Origin of the sequence: Stenotrophomonas maltophilia group sp. Smal17, from assembly GCF_030237045.1 — a bacterium.
Taxonomy (GTDB): domain Bacteria; phylum Pseudomonadota; class Gammaproteobacteria; order Xanthomonadales; family Xanthomonadaceae; genus Stenotrophomonas; species Stenotrophomonas forensis.
The window spans coordinates 9,719-27,041 of sequence record NZ_JASJSU010000006.1 but is presented as its reverse complement, the minus strand read 5'-3'; the positions used below and the strand labels follow the sequence as shown (position 1 = coordinate 27,041).

At 64.0% G+C, this 17,323-nt stretch carries 12 protein-coding genes; 6 read left to right on the top strand and 6 right to left on the bottom strand.

Going from position 1 to position 17,323, the window contains the following annotated elements; genetic code table 11:
- Positions 1 to 73: 73 nt before the first annotated feature.
- Complete coding sequence (locus QRO93_RS03285; protein ID WP_285303947.1) at positions 74 to 3,337, bottom strand: autotransporter outer membrane beta-barrel domain-containing protein; 3,264 nt, start codon at positions 3,335 to 3,337, stop codon at positions 74 to 76.
- Between the two features lie 316 nt (positions 3,338 to 3,653).
- On the opposite strand from QRO93_RS03285, the gene QRO93_RS03280 reads away from it, so the two are divergent.
- Positions 3,654 to 6,092, top strand: a complete 2,439-nt coding sequence (locus QRO93_RS03280) for an autotransporter outer membrane beta-barrel domain-containing protein (protein ID WP_258010950.1) — start codon at positions 3,654 to 3,656, stop codon at positions 6,090 to 6,092.
- 209 nt (positions 6,093 to 6,301) lie between these two features.
- On the opposite strand, the gene QRO93_RS03275 is transcribed toward QRO93_RS03280, so the two are convergent.
- Positions 6,302 to 6,862, bottom strand: a complete 561-nt coding sequence (locus QRO93_RS03275) for a dihydrofolate reductase family protein (RefSeq protein WP_258010951.1) — start codon at positions 6,860 to 6,862, stop codon at positions 6,302 to 6,304.
- A 215-nt stretch (positions 6,863 to 7,077) separates the two neighbouring features.
- Here QRO93_RS03275 and QRO93_RS03270 point away from each other — a divergent pair, with 215 nt between their 5' ends.
- From QRO93_RS03270 to QRO93_RS03260, 3 genes are all read left to right on the top strand, one after another.
- The gene (locus QRO93_RS03270) at positions 7,078 to 7,626 is read left to right on the top strand and encodes a hypothetical protein (protein ID WP_180879041.1); all 549 of its coding nucleotides are present in this window, start codon (positions 7,078 to 7,080) and stop codon (positions 7,624 to 7,626) included.
- 117 nt (positions 7,627 to 7,743) lie between these two features.
- Positions 7,744 to 8,136, top strand: a complete 393-nt coding sequence (locus tag QRO93_RS03265) for a DUF805 domain-containing protein (protein WP_180879043.1) — start codon at positions 7,744 to 7,746, stop codon at positions 8,134 to 8,136.
- A 419-nt stretch (positions 8,137 to 8,555) separates the two neighbouring features.
- Positions 8,556 to 8,957 (top strand): hypothetical protein, encoded by a 402-nt coding sequence (locus tag QRO93_RS03260; RefSeq protein WP_180879045.1) that lies wholly within the window; start codon positions 8,556 to 8,558, stop codon positions 8,955 to 8,957.
- Between the two features lie 49 nt (positions 8,958 to 9,006).
- Here QRO93_RS03260 and QRO93_RS03255 read toward each other — a convergent pair whose 3' ends face one another.
- The 4 genes from QRO93_RS03255 to QRO93_RS03240 form a co-directional block, all read right to left on the bottom strand.
- Positions 9,007 to 12,135: an efflux RND transporter permease subunit gene (locus QRO93_RS03255; RefSeq protein WP_180879047.1), complete on the bottom strand. Its 3,129-nt coding sequence runs from the start codon at positions 12,133 to 12,135 to the stop codon at positions 9,007 to 9,009.
- Entirely contained in the window at positions 12,135 to 13,271 is a 1,137-nt protein-coding gene (locus QRO93_RS03250) for an efflux RND transporter periplasmic adaptor subunit (RefSeq protein ID WP_180879049.1), read from the bottom strand. The genes QRO93_RS03255 and QRO93_RS03250 overlap by 1 nt, the downstream gene beginning before the upstream one ends.
- 310 nt (positions 13,272 to 13,581) lie before the next feature.
- Entirely contained in the window at positions 13,582 to 14,877 is a 1,296-nt protein-coding gene (locus QRO93_RS03245; protein ID WP_285303946.1) for an ATP-binding protein, read from the bottom strand.
- Complete coding sequence (locus tag QRO93_RS03240) at positions 14,874 to 15,560, bottom strand: winged helix-turn-helix domain-containing protein (RefSeq protein WP_180879053.1); 687 nt, start codon at positions 15,558 to 15,560, stop codon at positions 14,874 to 14,876. Before QRO93_RS03240 ends, QRO93_RS03245 begins: the two co-directional genes overlap by 4 nt.
- A 200-nt stretch (positions 15,561 to 15,760) precedes the next feature.
- Between QRO93_RS03240 and QRO93_RS03235 the strand changes: the two genes are divergently transcribed.
- Positions 15,761 to 16,420, top strand: a complete 660-nt coding sequence (locus QRO93_RS03235; RefSeq protein ID WP_285303945.1) for an outer membrane beta-barrel protein — start codon at positions 15,761 to 15,763, stop codon at positions 16,418 to 16,420.
- Between the two features lie 449 nt (positions 16,421 to 16,869).
- Entirely contained in the window at positions 16,870 to 17,271 is a 402-nt protein-coding gene (locus QRO93_RS03230; RefSeq protein WP_180879058.1) for a hypothetical protein, read from the top strand.
- Positions 17,272 to 17,323 lie beyond the last annotated feature (52 nt).

The following is a 17,323-nucleotide window of genomic DNA, read 5'->3' as shown; positions in this document are numbered from 1 at the left end:
AGCGCAGCCGAGCGCGCGTGGTGGGGCCAGAGCCCATTGCATCCGCAACGGGATCTGACCCCAACCCGCTCACTTACCAGGCCAGGCGCACACCCACCTGCCCGCCCACATCGCGGTAGCCGTGGTCACCGCGCTGCACACTCAGGCCACCCCATGCCCCCAGGCGCTGGCTGATCTTCAACTCGGCACCGGCCTGCACCTCATAGCGGTTGCGCGGCAGGTCGGCCCGCAGCGTTTCACCCCGGAAGTCGATGGCATTGCGGCCACTGCTGCGCAGCCAGTTCACCCCCAGGTACGGCTGCACCAGCGTACCCATGCCTGCGTGCTGGCCGAACGCGCGCACACCCACGCGTCCGGCCAGCCCGCCTGCCGCTGCGCCATCAACCACCGTGCCGTTGCTTTCCACGTGTCGATCGGCGCTGTAGTCGGTATAAGTCAGCTGCATCTGCGGCTGCACATACACGTTGCTGGACCCGCCCTGCCAAACGTTGATGGTGTAACCCGCCTCCAGCGAGCCGCTGCGCATGCGCGAATCGTAGCTTTCCTGGTCCAGCGCAATGCCGTGTACGCGGTTACTGAAACGCCCGTACTGCAGCTGTGCGTCCACATACGCGCCTTCGCTGCCATCGGCCTGCTGAAGCCAGGTGCCGTACACGCCCACCGCCGTGCCGCGTACGCGGCCCTTGGCGCTGTATCCGGTCAGGTCAGAGACCACCGTGTTGTCCGCACGGCCGCTGCCCAGCATCACACCCAGTGCGGCATTGCCGCGCCGCCACACATCCGTGCCGACCTGCAGCACCGACGTATTTCCATCCACCGCCAACTGCCCACCCACAGCTGTGAAATCGGCATTGCTGCGGCCCACGCGCGCCCATGCGGCGCGTTCCTCGCCCATCGCCACCGCGCCCATGCGGTCGCTCAAGCGGTGCGCGAACATGTTCACTGCCGCCGACTGGTTGGCCAGATAGGCGCCCGCTTCCGGGCGCAGCACCGGCGGCGGATCTACCGGATCTACCGGATCTACCGGATCTACCGGGTCGATCGGGTCGATCGGGTCGATCGGGTCGATCGGATCCACCGGATCCGGGTCCGGGCCGGGGTCCACCACACAGCCCGGCGCGTTCGGGTCCTCCTCGCAGATATCGAACCACTGCGAACGCAGGTACCAGTTGCCATCATTCGGGTCCAGCAGGCCGCCTTTGAACAGGAAGTACTCGTAGGCACCGCCCACGGCACGGCCTGCCAATGCGTAATCCGCCAGCGACGCACCGTCGATGCGGATCAACTGGATACCGTCGAAGGTAGGGGCACCCACGCCACCGATATTGTTCACCACGATGGACGCATTGCCACTGGCATCACCGCGCACGTGCAGGCGATCGATGTCCGAGGTGTCACCGGCCAGCGCACCATTGAACAGGAAGGTGGCGCCTTCGCTGTGCAGGTCGCCGTCCACCGTCAACACGTTGAATCGACCGCTGCCATCAGACAGCGCGACCTGGCTGTTACGCACTGCCAGATCCTGCACGGTGGCATTGCCATTGAGTATCCACTGGCTGCCGTCATCCAGTGCCATGCCCTGCACAAGATGGGACGCACCATGCCAGCCCGCGTTGTTGGTCAACTGCACATGCACTTCAGACTGCGGCACCAGGCCGGCGTCTTCGTCCTCGGGGGTGATCACAATGTCGCCGATCATCACCGCGCCACTGTCCAGCTTCACATCGAAGCGCCCGGCCACGGCCGCATCCAGCGCCAGTGCAATGCCATTGCCGCCGGATACCACTGCGCCATTGGCCAGGGTCAGGCCGGGGTCGCGGCTGCTGCGCATCCAGATGCCACCGTGCTGGGCGCTGACCAGCGAGCCGCCATCGATGGAGAGCTTGCCATCGTTGTTCACCACCGCCGCCCACGCATCCTCGCCTTCGGTGCGCACGTGGGTGTTGGTCAGGCTCATCTCGCCCGTACCACCGGCCAGAACACCATAGGAACTGGCACCGTGCGTCGTTACCCAGCTGTCAGCCAGATTGACGGTAGCGCCTTCCCGCGAGATGACACCGATACTGCCCTCACCGTGGGTCGTGATGACCGCATCCTGCGCGTCCACCACCGGGCGCAGCAGGAGCGATCCCTCAGCGAACAGACCATGGCTGTTGTAGCCGCGAGCGGTCAGCTGGCTTGACTGCAATAGCACGCGGCCGCCACGGGTGTACAACGCGTTCTTCTGCGTACCGCCACTCACCACGGAGGAGCCGCCGCGAAGCGTGAGCATTCCGTCCTCCATCATGCGGATGCCATCGCCCGCAGAGGCCTCGATACGCGAGCCCTCCACCACGGCGGTGGAGCCGCGACTATTCAGATCAAGCCCCACGGCGGTGGCGCTGACGGTGCTTCCATACAGGAAGAGCTGGGAATTCTCCCGAATGAAAATGCCATGGTGCCCGCTCACCTGCGTGCCCTCCAGGGTGACCTTGCCGCCGCGCGAGGCAAAGGTGATGGCCGTGCTGTTGCTGCCCGCGGTGTGGATGCTGCCGCCCCGCATGTCCACCTCACCGGCTACGGTCATGCCAGGGCCGGAGCGCGCATGGTTCAGCTGGATATCGACATTGTCCAGGCTGACACTGCTGCCCGCCGCAACGCCCACGCCGCTCGATCCCGCACCCGTACCGTTGATCTGCGAATCGACCACGCTGACCTTGCCGCCGTTGCTGGCCGAAATGCCCTCACCGGCGGCGGCCATTTCAATGCGCACGCGCTCTGCCACGATCTCACCACCCGAGGCATCCAGCGCCTTGCTGGACGTGCCCTGCATCTCCACCACGCTGTCGCGCAGTTCAATGCGGCCTGCCTGTGCGCTGACACCCTTTCCCAGTGCGCCATGCATAGTGATGTGGACGTTGGATGCGTCGATCAGGCCACCGTCGGTCAGCAGGCCTGCGCCTTCGCCGGCATGAATGTTGATGCGTGTGCCTTCCAGCTGCGCCTTGCCCCCCGTGCCCACTGAAACGCCGGCAGCACCGTAGCCTTGGGTGGTGATGCTGCCTCCGCTCAACCTCAGGACACTGCCCCTGCCTTCAACGCGCGCAGCGGTGGCCCTCATGCCCTCGGTATGCAGGTTCACCTCACCCAGCGGAATGATCGAGCCGCCGTTGAGCACATGGAACGCGTGGCCAGCCGGGTTGCCCGGTTCAACCGGATCGGTGGTGCGGTAGTCGCCTGCGGCGGGTGTCTGCTCGTCACCATCGGCCACGACCTGCTGTGCGTGGGCGGGTGCGGCCAGCGCGACTGCCAGGGCGAAGGCCAGCGCGCAGCGGCGGGGGTGCATTGGGTGGGTCATTGCATGTCTCCAGAAAACTGCGAAACATGCTGAATGTGCGCATCTGCGGGATGAATCGAATAGGTTGCAACAGCGGGTGCGACCCGTTGTCGCAGTGCTGTCCGCGCCCTGAACTTCGCTCCAGGGCAAAGCACGCTTTGCAACTAATTGCATGGGATGTGGGTAGCCGCAGGCGGACACTGCAGGCCGAAAGAGACATTCCACATCGCCATCAAACAGGTGTGATCACATCTGCTTCACATAACAGGCACGTATACACCACCTGCCTGAACAGCTTGGCGATGGCAGTTTCCATTTCAATCGAGAGGAACTTCCGATGATCCGCCGTATGCCCTGCCGTACCCCCTCCCCTTCACTGCGACCGCTTGCACGCAGCCTGCTGCTGGCCCTGGCCACGCTTCCGGCTGGCGCTGCCTTGGCCGGTGACCTGGATGGGACCAAGCACACCGTCGTTGCCGGTGACCCGTCTGAAGACTGGCGGGTACGTAACGGCGGCGAGCTGACGCTGGCTACGGGTGCGCAGGCCGGTTACATCCAGGCCGAAGAGGATTCGCGTCTGGTGATGGACGGCGCAACCCTTACACGCCCGCTCAGCGGCCCGAACGCCGGCTTGAACCACGCCGTGCGGGTATTGGACGACGCCCAGCTCGAAGCCCGCAACACCACCTTCCTGGGCGGCGGGGTCTTCGTCGGCGGTGCCAGCGCGTCGGCCCATCTGGTGGACAGCCGCATCTTCGTATCTACCGCCAGTGGTAGTGCGGGGTCCACCACCGGTATCGACATCACCAGCGTGGGCGGCACGTTGTCTACGGACCCATCAATCACAATCGAGGGCACGCAGGTACAGGTGGAAGATGCCAGCGCCCCCCTTCGACCACTGAACAGCGGTATCGGCGCGCGAATGTCGTATGGCCGAGTGAACATTCTCAACGGCTCCTACGTCGAGGGCGCCAACGTAGGCGCCTTGATCGTGGGGCTGAATACTGGTGAAGGCGCAGGCGCCACGCCCCCGCAGCTGCGGATAGATGGTTCCACCGTGAAATCCGGCCGGGGCGCGGCCATTCGCGTGGCACCCTTCAGGGATGATTCGAATATGCAGATCACCGTTGCCAACGGATCCAACCTGATCAGCGGCGATGGCAATCTGCTGCTGGTGGAGTCCTACGATGGAAGCCAGGCCACCGGCGCGGCCAACATTAACTTCACCGTGGACGATTCGCGCCTGGCTGGCAACATCACCCTCGATCAAGCCACCGCCGCCAACAGCAGCCTCGACGTGTTCCTGCGCAACAAGGCGCAGATCGATGGCCGCTTCACCAATGTCACCACGGCCGACATCGACAGCGATAGCACCTGGCTGATGACCGGCGACAGCAATGTCGGCGCACTCACGCTGGGCGCTACCGGCACCGTCGCACTCGGCAACGGCAGTACCTTCAATACCCTCAACGTCGATACCTTCACCGGCAACGGCGGCACCCTGCTGTTCAACACCCAGCTGGGCGATGACACCTCGGCCACCGACAAGCTGATCGTCAGCGGCGACACCAGCGGCCAGGCCAACGTGCGCGTGGTCAATGCCGGCGGTGCCGGCGCCAAGACCGATAAGGGCATCGAGCTGATCCGCGTGGGCGGTGCGTCCAACGGCCAGTTCGATCTGCAGGGGCGCGCCGTGGGTGGCCAGTACGAGTACTTCCTGTTCAAGGACGCCACCAACGGCGGCTGGTACCTGCGTTCGGAGCTGGCCACCGTGCCGGACCCGTGCGTGGTGGACCCGACCCTGCCGCAGTGCAAGCCGATTGTGGACCCGGTGGACCCGGTTGATCCGGTCGACCCCACCCCCGTGCTGCGCCCGGAAACCGGCGCCTACCTGGCCAACCAGTTCGCGGTGGACCAGCTGCTGCGCCATGGCTGGCGTGACCGCCAGGGTGGCAGCTTCAGCGACGACGGTGTGCGTGGTTGGGCGCGCGTGGATGCCAACCAGAGCAAGTTGGGCGCGGTGAATGACCAGCTGGACCTGCGCGTGGACCGCTCACGCGTGCAGCTGGGTGCGGACATGGGCGTGTTCGACAACGGCCGTGGCCGCCTGGGTGTGATGGGTACGCTGGCGCAGTCCAGCGCGACCTCGCGTTCCGAGCTGACCGGCTACAGCGCCAAGGGCAAGGTGGAAGGCGGCGCGCTGGGCGTGTACGGCAGCTGGAACAACGATGCCCTGTACGTGGATGCCAGCGTGCAGCGTGGCCAGTTCCGCAACCGCGTGCAGGGCGAAGGCCTGGCCGAGGAGCGTTACGACTCGGATATCTGGCAGAGCGCGCTGGAAGCCGGTTACCGCATCGGCATCGGCCAGATCGGCACTACCGCCGTGAGCCTGCAGCCGGAACTGCAGCTGATCTACACCAACACCAGCACCGACCGCCACGAAGAAACCAACGGCACCGTGGTGCGCGCGCTGGACAACAACGGCCTGTCCGGCCGCCTGGGCCTGCGCCTGCAGGGCGAAGGCCACAGCACCGCTGGTGCCTCGGTCAGCCCGTATGTGGTGGCCAACTGGTACCGCGATGGCGCCAACAACGGCATCGCCTTCGATGATGAAGTGCTGAAGGCCGGCATCCCGCGCAATCGCTATGAACTGAGTGCTGGTGCGCGCGTGCAGTTCCGCAGCGGACTGAGTGCGTGGGGTGGTTTCGGTGTGATGCGCGGTGATCATGGCTACCGCGAAGCCACGGGCAACCTGAGCGTGGCCTACAAGTGGTAAGGCAGAACTGAAACGGCGCCGGAGCAATCCGGCGCCGTTCTGCTTTCTGTAGAGTCGAGCTTGCTCGACTGTTGTCGGCCGCAGTCGAGCATGGCTCGACTCTACACAAAGCAGTCGAGCAAGCTCGACTCTACAGGTGACCATCGACATCGGCACGGGCGCGGCATACCACGTGCATTTTTCTGACGATCACGCGTAGCAGGTCTGATTCAACGAACGACCCCGTATGTCGTGCGAACCAGCCCATCGTCTGTCACGTGACTCCCCCGCACCACGAGTTGCAGCTCGGTTTCCAACTCACCGAACAAGGAACGCCCCGCCCCAAGCACGACGGGTGCGACCGAGATCGTCAGCTCGTCGACCAGATCCGCGCGCAGAAACGCTTGTATGGTGCGGCCGCCATCGATGTACACGTCCTGGACGCCCAGTGTCTCAAGAAGCCGGCTCGCGTCCTCGACAGATCCTGTCACTCGCACACGCGGGTCATCGATCTGGCCACGCGTCGTCAGCACGACCACCTGCATGCCCTCAAACGGCCACTGGTCAAACCCGATGACCGTCTCGTAGGTGGCCCGCCCCATGACGATGGCGTCGATGTTCTCAATGAACGTGTCCCAGATCAGCGCTGGATGCTCGATCGCCGCGTTGACGTTGTGGTGACGTGCTGGCAAGTCGGTCAGCCAATCAAGCGTGCCGTCGTCGCGGGCAATCTTGCCGTCGAGACTTGTACCGATGAATACCCGTCCGCGCCAGGTTCGAGCCGTAGTCATTTCCATCTCCATCAATCGGTCGGGGGTGAGAGGGTACAGGCTCAAGCCGACGCGACAATACCCCGTTGTCGCTTTTGACCTTGAGCGTCGTATATCGACACTCCTAGACTCACGACCCGCTGGATTCCCGAGCATCGAATCGAGCAACGCAGCACCACTTGGTCCATCTGACCACGACGGGCTAAAGCCATCCTCCCCAGCCATCGGTAACTCACATGAAACGCGCTACCCGTCTTCTTCTGCTCCTGTCCATTGGCCTTCTTGCGGCATGTGATGCCATCCCGGATACGCGCGGCTATATCTATCCAAATGACCGCTATCTGGCGGAAAACGTAGCAAAGTGGAACAGCATGGTCGACGCGGTTAACACCTGGAACGACGGCCCATGGGCAGAGGAGTTCCATGAGGCAGTTGATAGCGGGGATGACTTATCCAAGTTTCGCTTTCGACTGCAGAATGCACACAAGGACGCCGTCGAGCGGCGAGTATCTGCAGCACGCATGACACATCGCTCTGAGGCAGATGATCTGCACCAGCATCTGCTTGCATCGCTGCAGAGCACTGAAGACATGTTCTCCATCATGGTGTCCCTCGCAGAGCTGCCGGCCGGCTACACCACAGAGCAATCTGCATCGATTCTGGCGCGTTTGGAACCTGCCATTGAGCGTATGGATGCAGATCTCCAAAGGCTGAGTGATGCTCAGGACGCCTTTGCCAAGTCGGAGAAAATCCGGCTCACGACCAGTGACCCCACCCGTCACTAGAACCGACTCATGGGTCGACGCGACCGCATTGAAGACGGATCAACCTGCAACTTGTTGTATCGCATACGCCAAGCACGGTCGATACGATCAGTGCCCCGTACATCATCCATCTTCAACATGATCAATCTTGCACTGCGCCCCTATCGCCTGTTCACCTGTTTCAAAGGACGATCATCGAGGCGAGAGTTCTGGCTCTTCTTCCTTCTTCAACTCATGGTGAACATTCTGATCGTTGGGACAATTGCATACGCCTCCCGACACGTGCCGCCCACCGCGCCCGCAGAAGGCGTGCGATTGAACGATCTGCTTGCATACGTTTGGTTTGGCTACATGCTGTTGAACGTCGTTCCGTTCTATGCGCTTGTCGCGCGCCGATTCCGCGATCTCGGCCAATCCGGGTGGATGTGCCTTACGTTCATGATCCCCGCACTTGGACCCGCCTTTGTGCTGTGGCAGATGCTTCTCACCGGCCAAGAGGGCGATAACCTCTATGGACCTGCGCCACGATAAGCCCGTCCTCATATCTTGTAGAGCCGAGCGCACGCTCGGCTGCAGAGAATGTCGCGATCTGCACGCATTGACGGCTTTCGCCACGTCGCTGTAAACATTCGTACTTTTTCTACTTTCCAACTTTTCTCATTGGCAGCACGGGCGCTGCGTGCAAATCATGTGCGGCCACCGACAATGGGTGGCACGGGCTTGCAATCCCGTTTGGTAACACCAGTTACGCTTGTCTGCCGGCGTCGCCCATCCCCTGTGGGTGACGTCGGCAGGCATTCTGCCCGCCCATCTATGGCGGGCGGTGCGTGGGGGCCTCGTGCCCGCCGGCGTTTTGACTGGAGTTACCACCGGTATTGCAACCACGCATCGTCCGCCGCCCTTGCTGTTAAGCAGGGCGGCTCCTTCGCGTAACGCATAAGGAAGCCATCATGAGCGCCAATCGCTACCCGTTCCTGTTCGCCACCCTGGGCGATCTTGCCAACCAGCTACCCGCCGAGATTGCCGAACCGCTGGAAACCACGCTCGCCGCCAACCCTGCCGCCAATGGCATCAACTTGCTGGACTGCCTGCAACGCATCCGCGATGTGGAAGCGGCCGATGGCCAGCCTTTGCTGCGGAAAGGCCGCGCGCCTGGCCAGTGCGTGGCGCTGGCGCGCATCAACCGCGCCAATGCCGGGCTTACGGTGTTGCTGGAACTGCTGCACGCCAGCGAGCGGGTGCGCGTGGATGGCGAAGAAGCGCAGCAGGTGGGCAACGACGTGCGCGAGGGCCTGCTGCTGGCCTGCCGTGGGTTGTCTGAATATGTGGATGAGCAGGTGCAGGCCGCCTGAGGTGTGGCGCCGGGCATGGCCCGGCGCTACCAGCGGGGCTACAGGCGCATCATTGCCGCCGGGGCGCCCGACCGCCAAACGTCCGCTGCACGATGACAAAGAACAGCGGCACGAACACCAGGCCCAGCAGCGTGCCCACAAACATCCCACCCAGCACGCCGGTGCCGATCGCCCGCTGCGCGCCCGAACCTGCGCCGCTCGCCAAGGCGAGGGGCAGCACGCCAAGGCCAAACGCCAACGAGGTCATGATGATCGGCCGCAGGCGGTCCCGCACGGCATGCAGCGTGGCATCAACCAGTTCGGCACCGTTGTGCATGTGCTCCCTCGCGAACGCGACAATCAGGATCGCATTCTTGCTGGTCAGGCCCACGGTGGTCAGCATGGCCACCTGGAAATAGATGTCCCGTTCCAGCCCGACAAGCGTGTTGGCCAGTACCGCGCCGAGGATGCCCAGCGGGGCCGCCAGCAGCACCGCTGTGGGGATCGTCCAGCTCTCATACAGGGCGGCCAGACACAGGAACACCACCAGCAGTGACAGAACAAACAGCAGCAGCGCCTGTGCCTGTGACGCCCGCTCCTGCACAGCACTGCCCGTCCATTCCACGCTGAAGCCCGCAGGCAACTGCTTGGCCAACCGCTCGATTTCCGCGATCGCCTGGCCCGACGCCACACCCATCGCCGGCTCGCCCTGGATCTCCATCGCAGACACTCCGTTCTGCCGCTCCAGCCGTGGGGACGCATGTGACCAGTCCGCACTGGCGAAGGAGGCAAAGGGCACCATGCTGCCGTCTTCATTCTTCACGGACCAGCGGTTCAGGTCGTCCTTTTTCATCCGGAAGGGAGCGTCTGCCTGTACGTACACGCGCTTGGTGCGCCCGCGATCCACGAAATCGGCCACGTAGCGCCCGCCCCAGGCAGCACTCAGGGTGCCAAGGGCAACCGCCGGGTCCAGGCCATGCGAACGTGCGCGGGCAGCATCCACGTCCATCTTGAGGACGGGCATGTCGACCATGCCGTTGGCCCGCATTCGAGCCAGTCTGGGATTCTTTCCAGCGAGGGCGAGCAACTGGTCGCGCGCCGCAGCCAGGGCAGCATGTCCCTGCCCCGCGTCGTCCTTCAGGAAGAAGCTGAACCCGGAAACCGTACCCAGGCCGGGCACGGGCGGGGGCGAGAGCACATGCATGCTGGCATCCCCGTGCAGGGCGAGCGCGCTCGATGCGCGCGCCACGATGGCGTCTGCCGAATCCGCGCCGGACCGCACAGACCAGTCTTTCAATCGCAGGAAGGCCAGGCCGGCGTTCTGGCCCATGCCTGCGTAGTTGTAGCCGGCAACGGTGAACATCGATTCGACAACCGGATCCTGCTCGAGGAAGTAGGTTTCGACGAACCTGAGTGCCTTCTGCGTTCGCGCAAGCGTGGCCCCGGGCGGCGTCTGCACCATCACCACCAGGGTTCCCTGGTCCTCATTGGGCAGGAACGAGCTCGGCAGGCGCACGAAGAGCACTGCCATCAGTGCCGTCAGCGCGGCAAACAGCAGCAGGAAACGCCATGGGCGATGCAGTACGCCATTCACCCCACGCTGGTAGAGGGCGCTGGTGCGATCAAAGCACTCGTTGAACCTGCCAAACCATCGCCCGATCCATCGCCCCTTGCCGGTGCCTGGATGGCCGTGCGCTACCGGCTTCAGCAGCGTGGCGCACAGCGCCGGCGTCAATATGATCGCCACGATGACCGAGAGCGCCATGGCCGAAACCAAGGTGGCAGTGAACTGGCGGTAGATGACGCCGGTTGCCCCGTCCATGAAGGCCATCGGCACGAACACGGCGGAGAGCACCACGCCAATGCCAACCAGTGCGCCGGTAATCTGCCCCATCGACTTCCGCGTGGCATCACGCGCCGAAAGCCCCTCCTCCACCATGATCCGCTCGACATTCTCGACAACCACGATCGCATCGTCCACGAGCAGGCCGATGGCCAGCACCATGGCAAACATCGTCAGCATGTTCACCGAGAAGCCCATGACCGCCAGGATGCCAAACGTGCCCAGCAGCACGACCGGCACTGCAATGGTCGGAATCAGAGTTGCCCGCAGGTTCTGCAGGAACAGGTACATCACCACGAAGACCAGGACGATGGCCTCCAGCAGGGTCTTGATCACGCCCTGGATGGACAGCCGGACGAAAGGTGTCGTGTCGTAGGGAACGACGGCCCGGACACCTGCGGGCATACCGGGACCGAGCGCCGCCACGGCGTCATCAACGGCCGCGCGGGTCTCGAGTGCATTGGCCCCGGGCGCCAGTGAGACGCCGATACCGGCCGCCGGCTTTCCGTTCAGACGGTTGCCAAAGTCATAGCTCTCCGCCCCCAGTTCGACCCGGGCTACCTCGCCCAGGCGCAGTACGCCACCATGCGCTTTGCTGCGGATGACCACCTGGGCGAACTCGGCAGCGGTGCGCATGGGCGACGCCCCCTCGATGAAGGCGCCCAGCTGCTGGCCCTCGACGGCGGGTGCGCCGCCCAACTCCCCCAGCGGTACCTGCAGGTTCTGCGCACCGATTGCGCTGACCAGCTCATCCACCGACAGGTTGTAGCGATCCATCCTGACCGGATCGAGCCAGATACGCATCGCGTACTTGCCACCAAACTCCCGTACCTGGCCCACGCCAGGCACCCGCCTGATGGCATCCACCACCGTCGTACCGACATAGTCGGCAACGTCGGCCTCGCTCAACCGCCCGTCTTCAGAGACGAATGCGAGCATCTGCAGATAGTCGCCACTCGACTTGGTCACCGCCAGCCCGCGGCGCTGCAGGGCCTCGGGCAGCGATGGCATCGCCAGCTGGACGCGGCTCTGTACCTGGGTCTGCGCCTGGTCCAGATCGATGCCGTTGCGGAACACAAGGGTGATCATCGCGTAGCCACCGTAGGAGTAGCTTTGCGAGGAGAAGTGCAGCATGCCTTCAAGGCCACCCAGCTGCTGTTCCACCACCTGTACCACCGTCTCCTGGATGACACTGGCCGATGCACCCGGGTAGATTCCGGTGATGGTGATGGTCGGTGGTGCAACGTCCGGGTACATGGCCACCGGCATGCGGGCCAGCGCCAGGCCGCCGGCCAGCATGATCAACAGTGAGATGACCCACGCAAGCACGGGGCGGTCGATGAAGAACCGCGACATCAGCCCTCCCCAACTTCAGCAGCGGCTTCCAACGGCGCAACGCGGATGCCCGGCTGCAGCTTGTGCAGACCCTGCACGGCAATGCGCTCACCCGCGCTCAGGCCATCTTCCACCAACCAGCGCTCACCCAGTGCCCGCCCCAGCTGCACGGTCCGGCGCGACACCTGTCCGCTGCTGTCGACCACCATGACATGGGTTTCGCCGTTGGCCTCCCGCGTCACGGCCTTCATGGGCACCAGCACGGCCTCGCGGCGCACCCCGGCACCGAGCGTGGCCGAAACATACATGCCGGGCAGCAACATGCCGTCGGGGTTGGCGACCCGCACCCGCAGGCCATAGGTGCCCGTTGCAGGGTCCACGCTCACATCAGAGAACTGCAGCGTGCCGGCACGATGGAGGGCACTGCCGTCCTCCAGGCGGATAGCCACGGGCAGCGCTCGATTGTCCTGCAGGTGGCCATCGGCGAGATCACGACGGAGCTGCAACCATTCCGCTGCGGATTGGGACAGGTCCACATACATCGGATCCAGCCCGCGCACCGTCGCCATGGCAGTGGGCTGGTGAGAGGTGACCAACGCGCCTTCCTTCACATGGGACCGTCCGATCCAGCCACTGATGGGGGCAACGATGCGTGCGTGCCCCAAGGCAACCTTCGCCGTCTGCAGCGATGCCATGGCCCGCTTGATGTCTGCCTCTGCGCGCTCATAAGCGGCAGTCGAGCGTTCCGCCTGCTGCTGGCTGACCATTTGGATGCCCGCCAGCTGCTTCAGCCGCACGGCCTCCTTGCGTGCAGCAGCGCAGGTGGCATGGGCATGCTCCAGGCGCGCCATTGCATCGTCACGGGTTGCACGCAGGGTGGCGTCGTCAAGCTGGTAGAGCGGCTGCCCCGAGACGACCTGGCTGCCCTCTTCGAACAGGCGCCGGGCGACGATGCCATCGGCCTGGGGGCGGACTTCCGCCTCGTGGGCAGCGGCCACTCTGCCGGGAAGCACGACGTGCAGTTCAGCGTCTTCAGCGGTCAGAGTCTGAACCTCCACGGTAACAGGTGCATCCTCTTTCTCCGGGCCAGAGGGCGTGCATGCGGTGAGGAAGGTGATCAGCGCGAGCAGAGGCGCGCGCTTGAATGGCAACTGCATGGGTGATGCTCCATGAGGTAATGGAACTCCGCGTGGACGAGCGCAGCGGAGGGCGGCGCGTCATTCAACTTTTTTGAGTTCTCACTTCCTATGAAGAAACTTGCAAAACGCCCGCCCGATGCCACCGTGATTCAGCCGCCGGCATGCATGCCGCGCCGCAAGCACGGACGTGGTGAGGTAGATAAAGCAACGGCGCCGGAGAAATCCGGCGCCGTTCTGCTTTCTGTAGAGTCGAGCCTTGCTCGACTGCTGTTCGGCCGGACTACGGTAATTCCCACGCTGCGCGTGACGAGTCGAGCATGGCTCGACTCTACAACGGCAACCTCAACACCACCATGGCCCCACCCATGCCCGAATCAGCAATATCCACCGTGCCGTTGTGGCGCTCCACGATGGTCTTGACCATCGCCAGGCCCAACCCGAACCCTCCGCTGCCTTCGCCCAACCGCACATACGGCATGAGAACGCGCTCGCGGAATGCAACAGGAATGCCGGGGCCATCATCCTCCACGCGGATGCACATGCGCTCGCCTTCCACCTGCGCGTGAAAACTCACCCGATCACGCGCATGCCGCGTCGCATTGGCCAGTACGTTGCGCAGTGCCAGTTCCATTGCCAGGGCATGCGCATTCACCACCAACCCTGATGCACAGCGGCAGCGAATCACCACCGCTGTGCGAGCCTGCACATGCGCCACCACCGCGCCCATCAACGCGGGCAATGCCACCTCGCTGCGGTCGACCAACGGCATACGGCCGAACCGGATGTACTCGATACCCGCGGTGCTCAATCCATCCAGGTGCTGGATATCGGTCTCGACCTCGCGCAGCAGCGCGTCATGCTCCACCACATCCTTGCGCGCGGCCTGCAGCAGGCTGGCGGTGAATCGGATGCGTGCCAGCGGCGTGCGCAGTTCATGCGCCATCGCCTGGCCCATCAACCGCTGGCCATCCAGCAGCAGGCGCATCTGCTCGGCCATGTCCTGCAACGCCAGCGCCAGCGGCTTCAACAGCGCTGTGCGCATGGGTGGCACCGGATGCTCGAAGCAGTTCGCACGCAGGTGCCCCACCGCCCGCTGCAGCGTGCGGATGTCATGCCACAGCCGGTGGATGAGGAAGTAGAGCGGTACGGCCACGGCAGTGGCCAGCGCCAACCACAACCCGATCCATGTCACCTGCCCTTCCACCTCCACCGGGGCGTCGGTCCAATCGCCCACCGCCAGCACGCAATCTCCTGTGCCCAGCCGACGGTAGCTTCTGCCTTCTTCCAGCACCACCGCACCCGGCACCCGCTGCAGACGACGGCGATCGTCCGGCGCCAGCGTATCGGGCAGCTCATTCAAGGCCAGCAACTGCAGTGGGTAGCCGGTCTCGTGCTCGATGGCGCGAAGCAGCGCACGCCGATCACCCTGCGGCTGGGCCAACAGACGCTCACCCAGCATGGCGTGTACCCGCCTGGCTTCGGCATGTTCGGCCCTTTCATGGGTGGTCTGCGCCCAGCGCATCCACAGTTCGGTGCCTGCATACAGCAATGCCACCTGTGCCAGCAGGAACACCGCGCAGTAGCGCGCGTAGAGCCGAAGCGGCCCAGGGCTGCGCCGTGTCATTGCCAGCCGGACTGGCTGAAAAGATAGCCCTGCCCGCGTACCGTCTTGATCCGCGTGGCATCCAGGTCGGTATCGCCCAGTTTGCGGCGCAGGCGCGAAATGCGCGCATCGATGGAGCGATCCATGCCGTCGAAACCGATCCCACGCAGCTGCTTGAACAGGTGGTCGCGGCTGAGGATGCGGCCTGCATTGCTGGCCAGAATGGACAGCAGATCAAACTCCGATGTGGTCAGCAGCACCGGCTCCTGCCCCAGCAGGACATCGCGCGAGGCCAGATCGATGCGCAGCTGGCCGAACAACAACAGGTCACCCTCGTCACTGCTCTGCGAGCGCCGCAGATGCGCGCGCAGCCGCGCCAGCAGCAGCCGCGGCTCCACCGGCTTTGAAATGTAGTCATCGGCACCCAGTTCCAGCCCCAGCACCTGGTGGATGTCGTCGGCGCGAGCGCTGAGAATGCACAGCAGACCTTTGTAACCGGGGCGGATGGCACGGCACAGATCCAGGCCGTCCATGTCGGGCAGGCCCAGGTCCAGCAGCACGATATCCGGTGGATCGGCGGTGATGGCATCCAGCGCACTGGCGCCATCGCAGACGCGCTGCAGCTCGAAGCCGTGCCCCTGCAGGTAGCGCACTACCAGGCTGGCAAGGCGATCATCATCTTCGACCAGAAGCAGTCGGGTCATGTCGCGTCCTCCCTTCAACTCCCGGCATGCTAGTAACTGCGGATAGCGGTGATGAGCGGCAATTGCGTCATTTCATTTCGCCGTTCCTGCTGCGTTAATCGCACAGCCTTGGCGCGGTTACACACCGTCGCACACCGTCTTTTCCGCGACACGCAGGCACCTGCAATGCGCTGAGGAACGCGCCGAACGGTGGCGGCAGGATGACGACTCCACACCAACGGAGTTTCTCCATGCGTATGCCAGTTGCCTCCCTCGTCCTCGCTCCCTGCCTGCTGCTGGCCGCCCACGCCAGTGCGCAATCCACCGACCGTGACGGACTGTATGGTTTCGTCGGTGTGGGTTCGCACAGCGTCAGCATCCCGGCAAGCAACGTGAAACCGCAGTACAAGAACAGCGAATGGAAGCAGAGCAAGATCGGCTTCCAGACCGGTGCCGGCTATCGGTTCAACGACCACTTCGCGCTGGAAGCGGCCGTGTTTGGCCAGGACGGCGGCCGCACGGCCCGAAAGCCCACCCAGGCCGGTGATACCCACGTACGCAGCAGCAGCCGTGGCGTGACCTTTTCAGGCGTGGGCCTCGTTCCGCTGGGCGAACGCTTCGAGCTGTTTGGCCGCGCAGGCATCGGCGCGATGCGCACCTCACTCACGGCCACCACAGTCGATTTCGACCACAAGGCCCAATCAGGCACATTCGCACTGCAGTACGGTCTGGGTGCAAATGTTCGGCTTGGAGATCGCAGTTTCGTTCGCACGGAATGGACGGTACTGCGACCCACTGGCAAAAGCCCCTCTGCCGCTGCGCTGGGTGGCGATAGGGTGATGACCTCGCAGTTCAACGTGGCCTACGGCATGCACTTCTGAGCACGCATTTGTAGAGTCGAGCCATGCTCGACTGCTCTTCTGCGTGTGGTGAGTCGAGCATGGCTCGCCTCTACAGGGTTTGTCGTATTCGGCACGCAGCGCGTTCTACTGCCTGCCAACGACCCGATTCCGATTCTTTCGAACTTTACGATTTTTCTCATTGGCAGCCAAAGCGCTGCGTGCAAATCATGTGCGGCCACCGACAACGGGTGGCACGGGCTTGCAATCCCGTGGGTTGGTTAGTTGTTTACGCTTGTCTGTCGGCGTCGCTCATTCCCTGTGGGTGGCGCCGGCAGGCATTCTGTCCGCGCACTTATGGCGGGCGGTGCGTGGGGGCCTCGTGCCCGCCGGCAAGTCAACACCAACCCCCGGTATTGCAACCACGCATCGTCCGCCGCCCTTGCTGTTAAGCAGGGCGGCTCCTTCGCGTTACGCATAAGGAAGCCATCATGAGCGCCAATCGCTACCCGTTCCTGTTCGCCACCCTGGGCGATCTTGCCAACCAGCTGCCCGCCGAGATTGCCGAGCCGCTGGAAACCACGCTTGCTGCCAACCCTGCGGCCAATGGCATCACCTTGCTGAATTGCCTGCAACGCATTCGCGATGTGGAAGCAGCCGATGGCCAGCCCTTGCAGCGGAAAGGTCGTTCGTCTGGCCAGTGCATGGCGCTGGCACGCATCAACCGCGCCAACGCCGGGCTGACGGTACTGCTGGAACTGCTGCACGCCAGCGAGCGCGTGCGCGTGGATGGCGAAGAGGCGCAACAGGTGGGCAACGACGTGCGCGAGGGCCTGCTGCTGGCCTGCCGGGGGTTGTCGGAGTACGTGGATACGCAGGTCTACGTGGCCTGACCGGTACCGCCGCGCCTTCTGTAGAGTCGAGCTTGCTCGACTGCTCTTGGCC

What these genes read in the sequence shown, in the direction of transcription:
- QRO93_RS03285 (WP_285303947.1), bottom strand. Translation starts at nt 3,337, where the DNA reads ATGACCCACCCAATGCACCCCCGCCGCTGCGCGCTGGCCTTCGCCCTG.
- QRO93_RS03280 (WP_258010950.1), top strand. Translation starts at nt 3,654, where the DNA reads ATGATCCGCCGTATGCCCTGCCGTACCCCCTCCCCTTCACTGCGACCG.
- QRO93_RS03275 (WP_258010951.1), bottom strand. Translation starts at nt 6,862, where the DNA reads ATGACTACGGCTCGAACCTGGCGCGGACGGGTATTCATCGGTACAAGT.
- QRO93_RS03270 (WP_180879041.1), top strand. Translation starts at nt 7,078, where the DNA reads ATGAAACGCGCTACCCGTCTTCTTCTGCTCCTGTCCATTGGCCTTCTT.
- QRO93_RS03265 (WP_180879043.1), top strand. Translation starts at nt 7,744, where the DNA reads ATGATCAATCTTGCACTGCGCCCCTATCGCCTGTTCACCTGTTTCAAA.
- QRO93_RS03260 (WP_180879045.1), top strand. Translation starts at nt 8,556, where the DNA reads ATGAGCGCCAATCGCTACCCGTTCCTGTTCGCCACCCTGGGCGATCTT.
- QRO93_RS03255 (WP_180879047.1), bottom strand. Translation starts at nt 12,135, where the DNA reads ATGTCGCGGTTCTTCATCGACCGCCCCGTGCTTGCGTGGGTCATCTCA.
- QRO93_RS03250 (WP_180879049.1), bottom strand. Translation starts at nt 13,271, where the DNA reads ATGCAGTTGCCATTCAAGCGCGCGCCTCTGCTCGCGCTGATCACCTTC.
- QRO93_RS03245 (WP_285303946.1), bottom strand. Translation starts at nt 14,877, where the DNA reads ATGACACGGCGCAGCCCTGGGCCGCTTCGGCTCTACGCGCGCTACTGC.
- QRO93_RS03240 (WP_180879053.1), bottom strand. Translation starts at nt 15,560, where the DNA reads ATGACCCGACTGCTTCTGGTCGAAGATGATGATCGCCTTGCCAGCCTG.
- QRO93_RS03235 (WP_285303945.1), top strand. Translation starts at nt 15,761, where the DNA reads ATGACGACTCCACACCAACGGAGTTTCTCCATGCGTATGCCAGTTGCC.
- QRO93_RS03230 (WP_180879058.1), top strand. Translation starts at nt 16,870, where the DNA reads ATGAGCGCCAATCGCTACCCGTTCCTGTTCGCCACCCTGGGCGATCTT.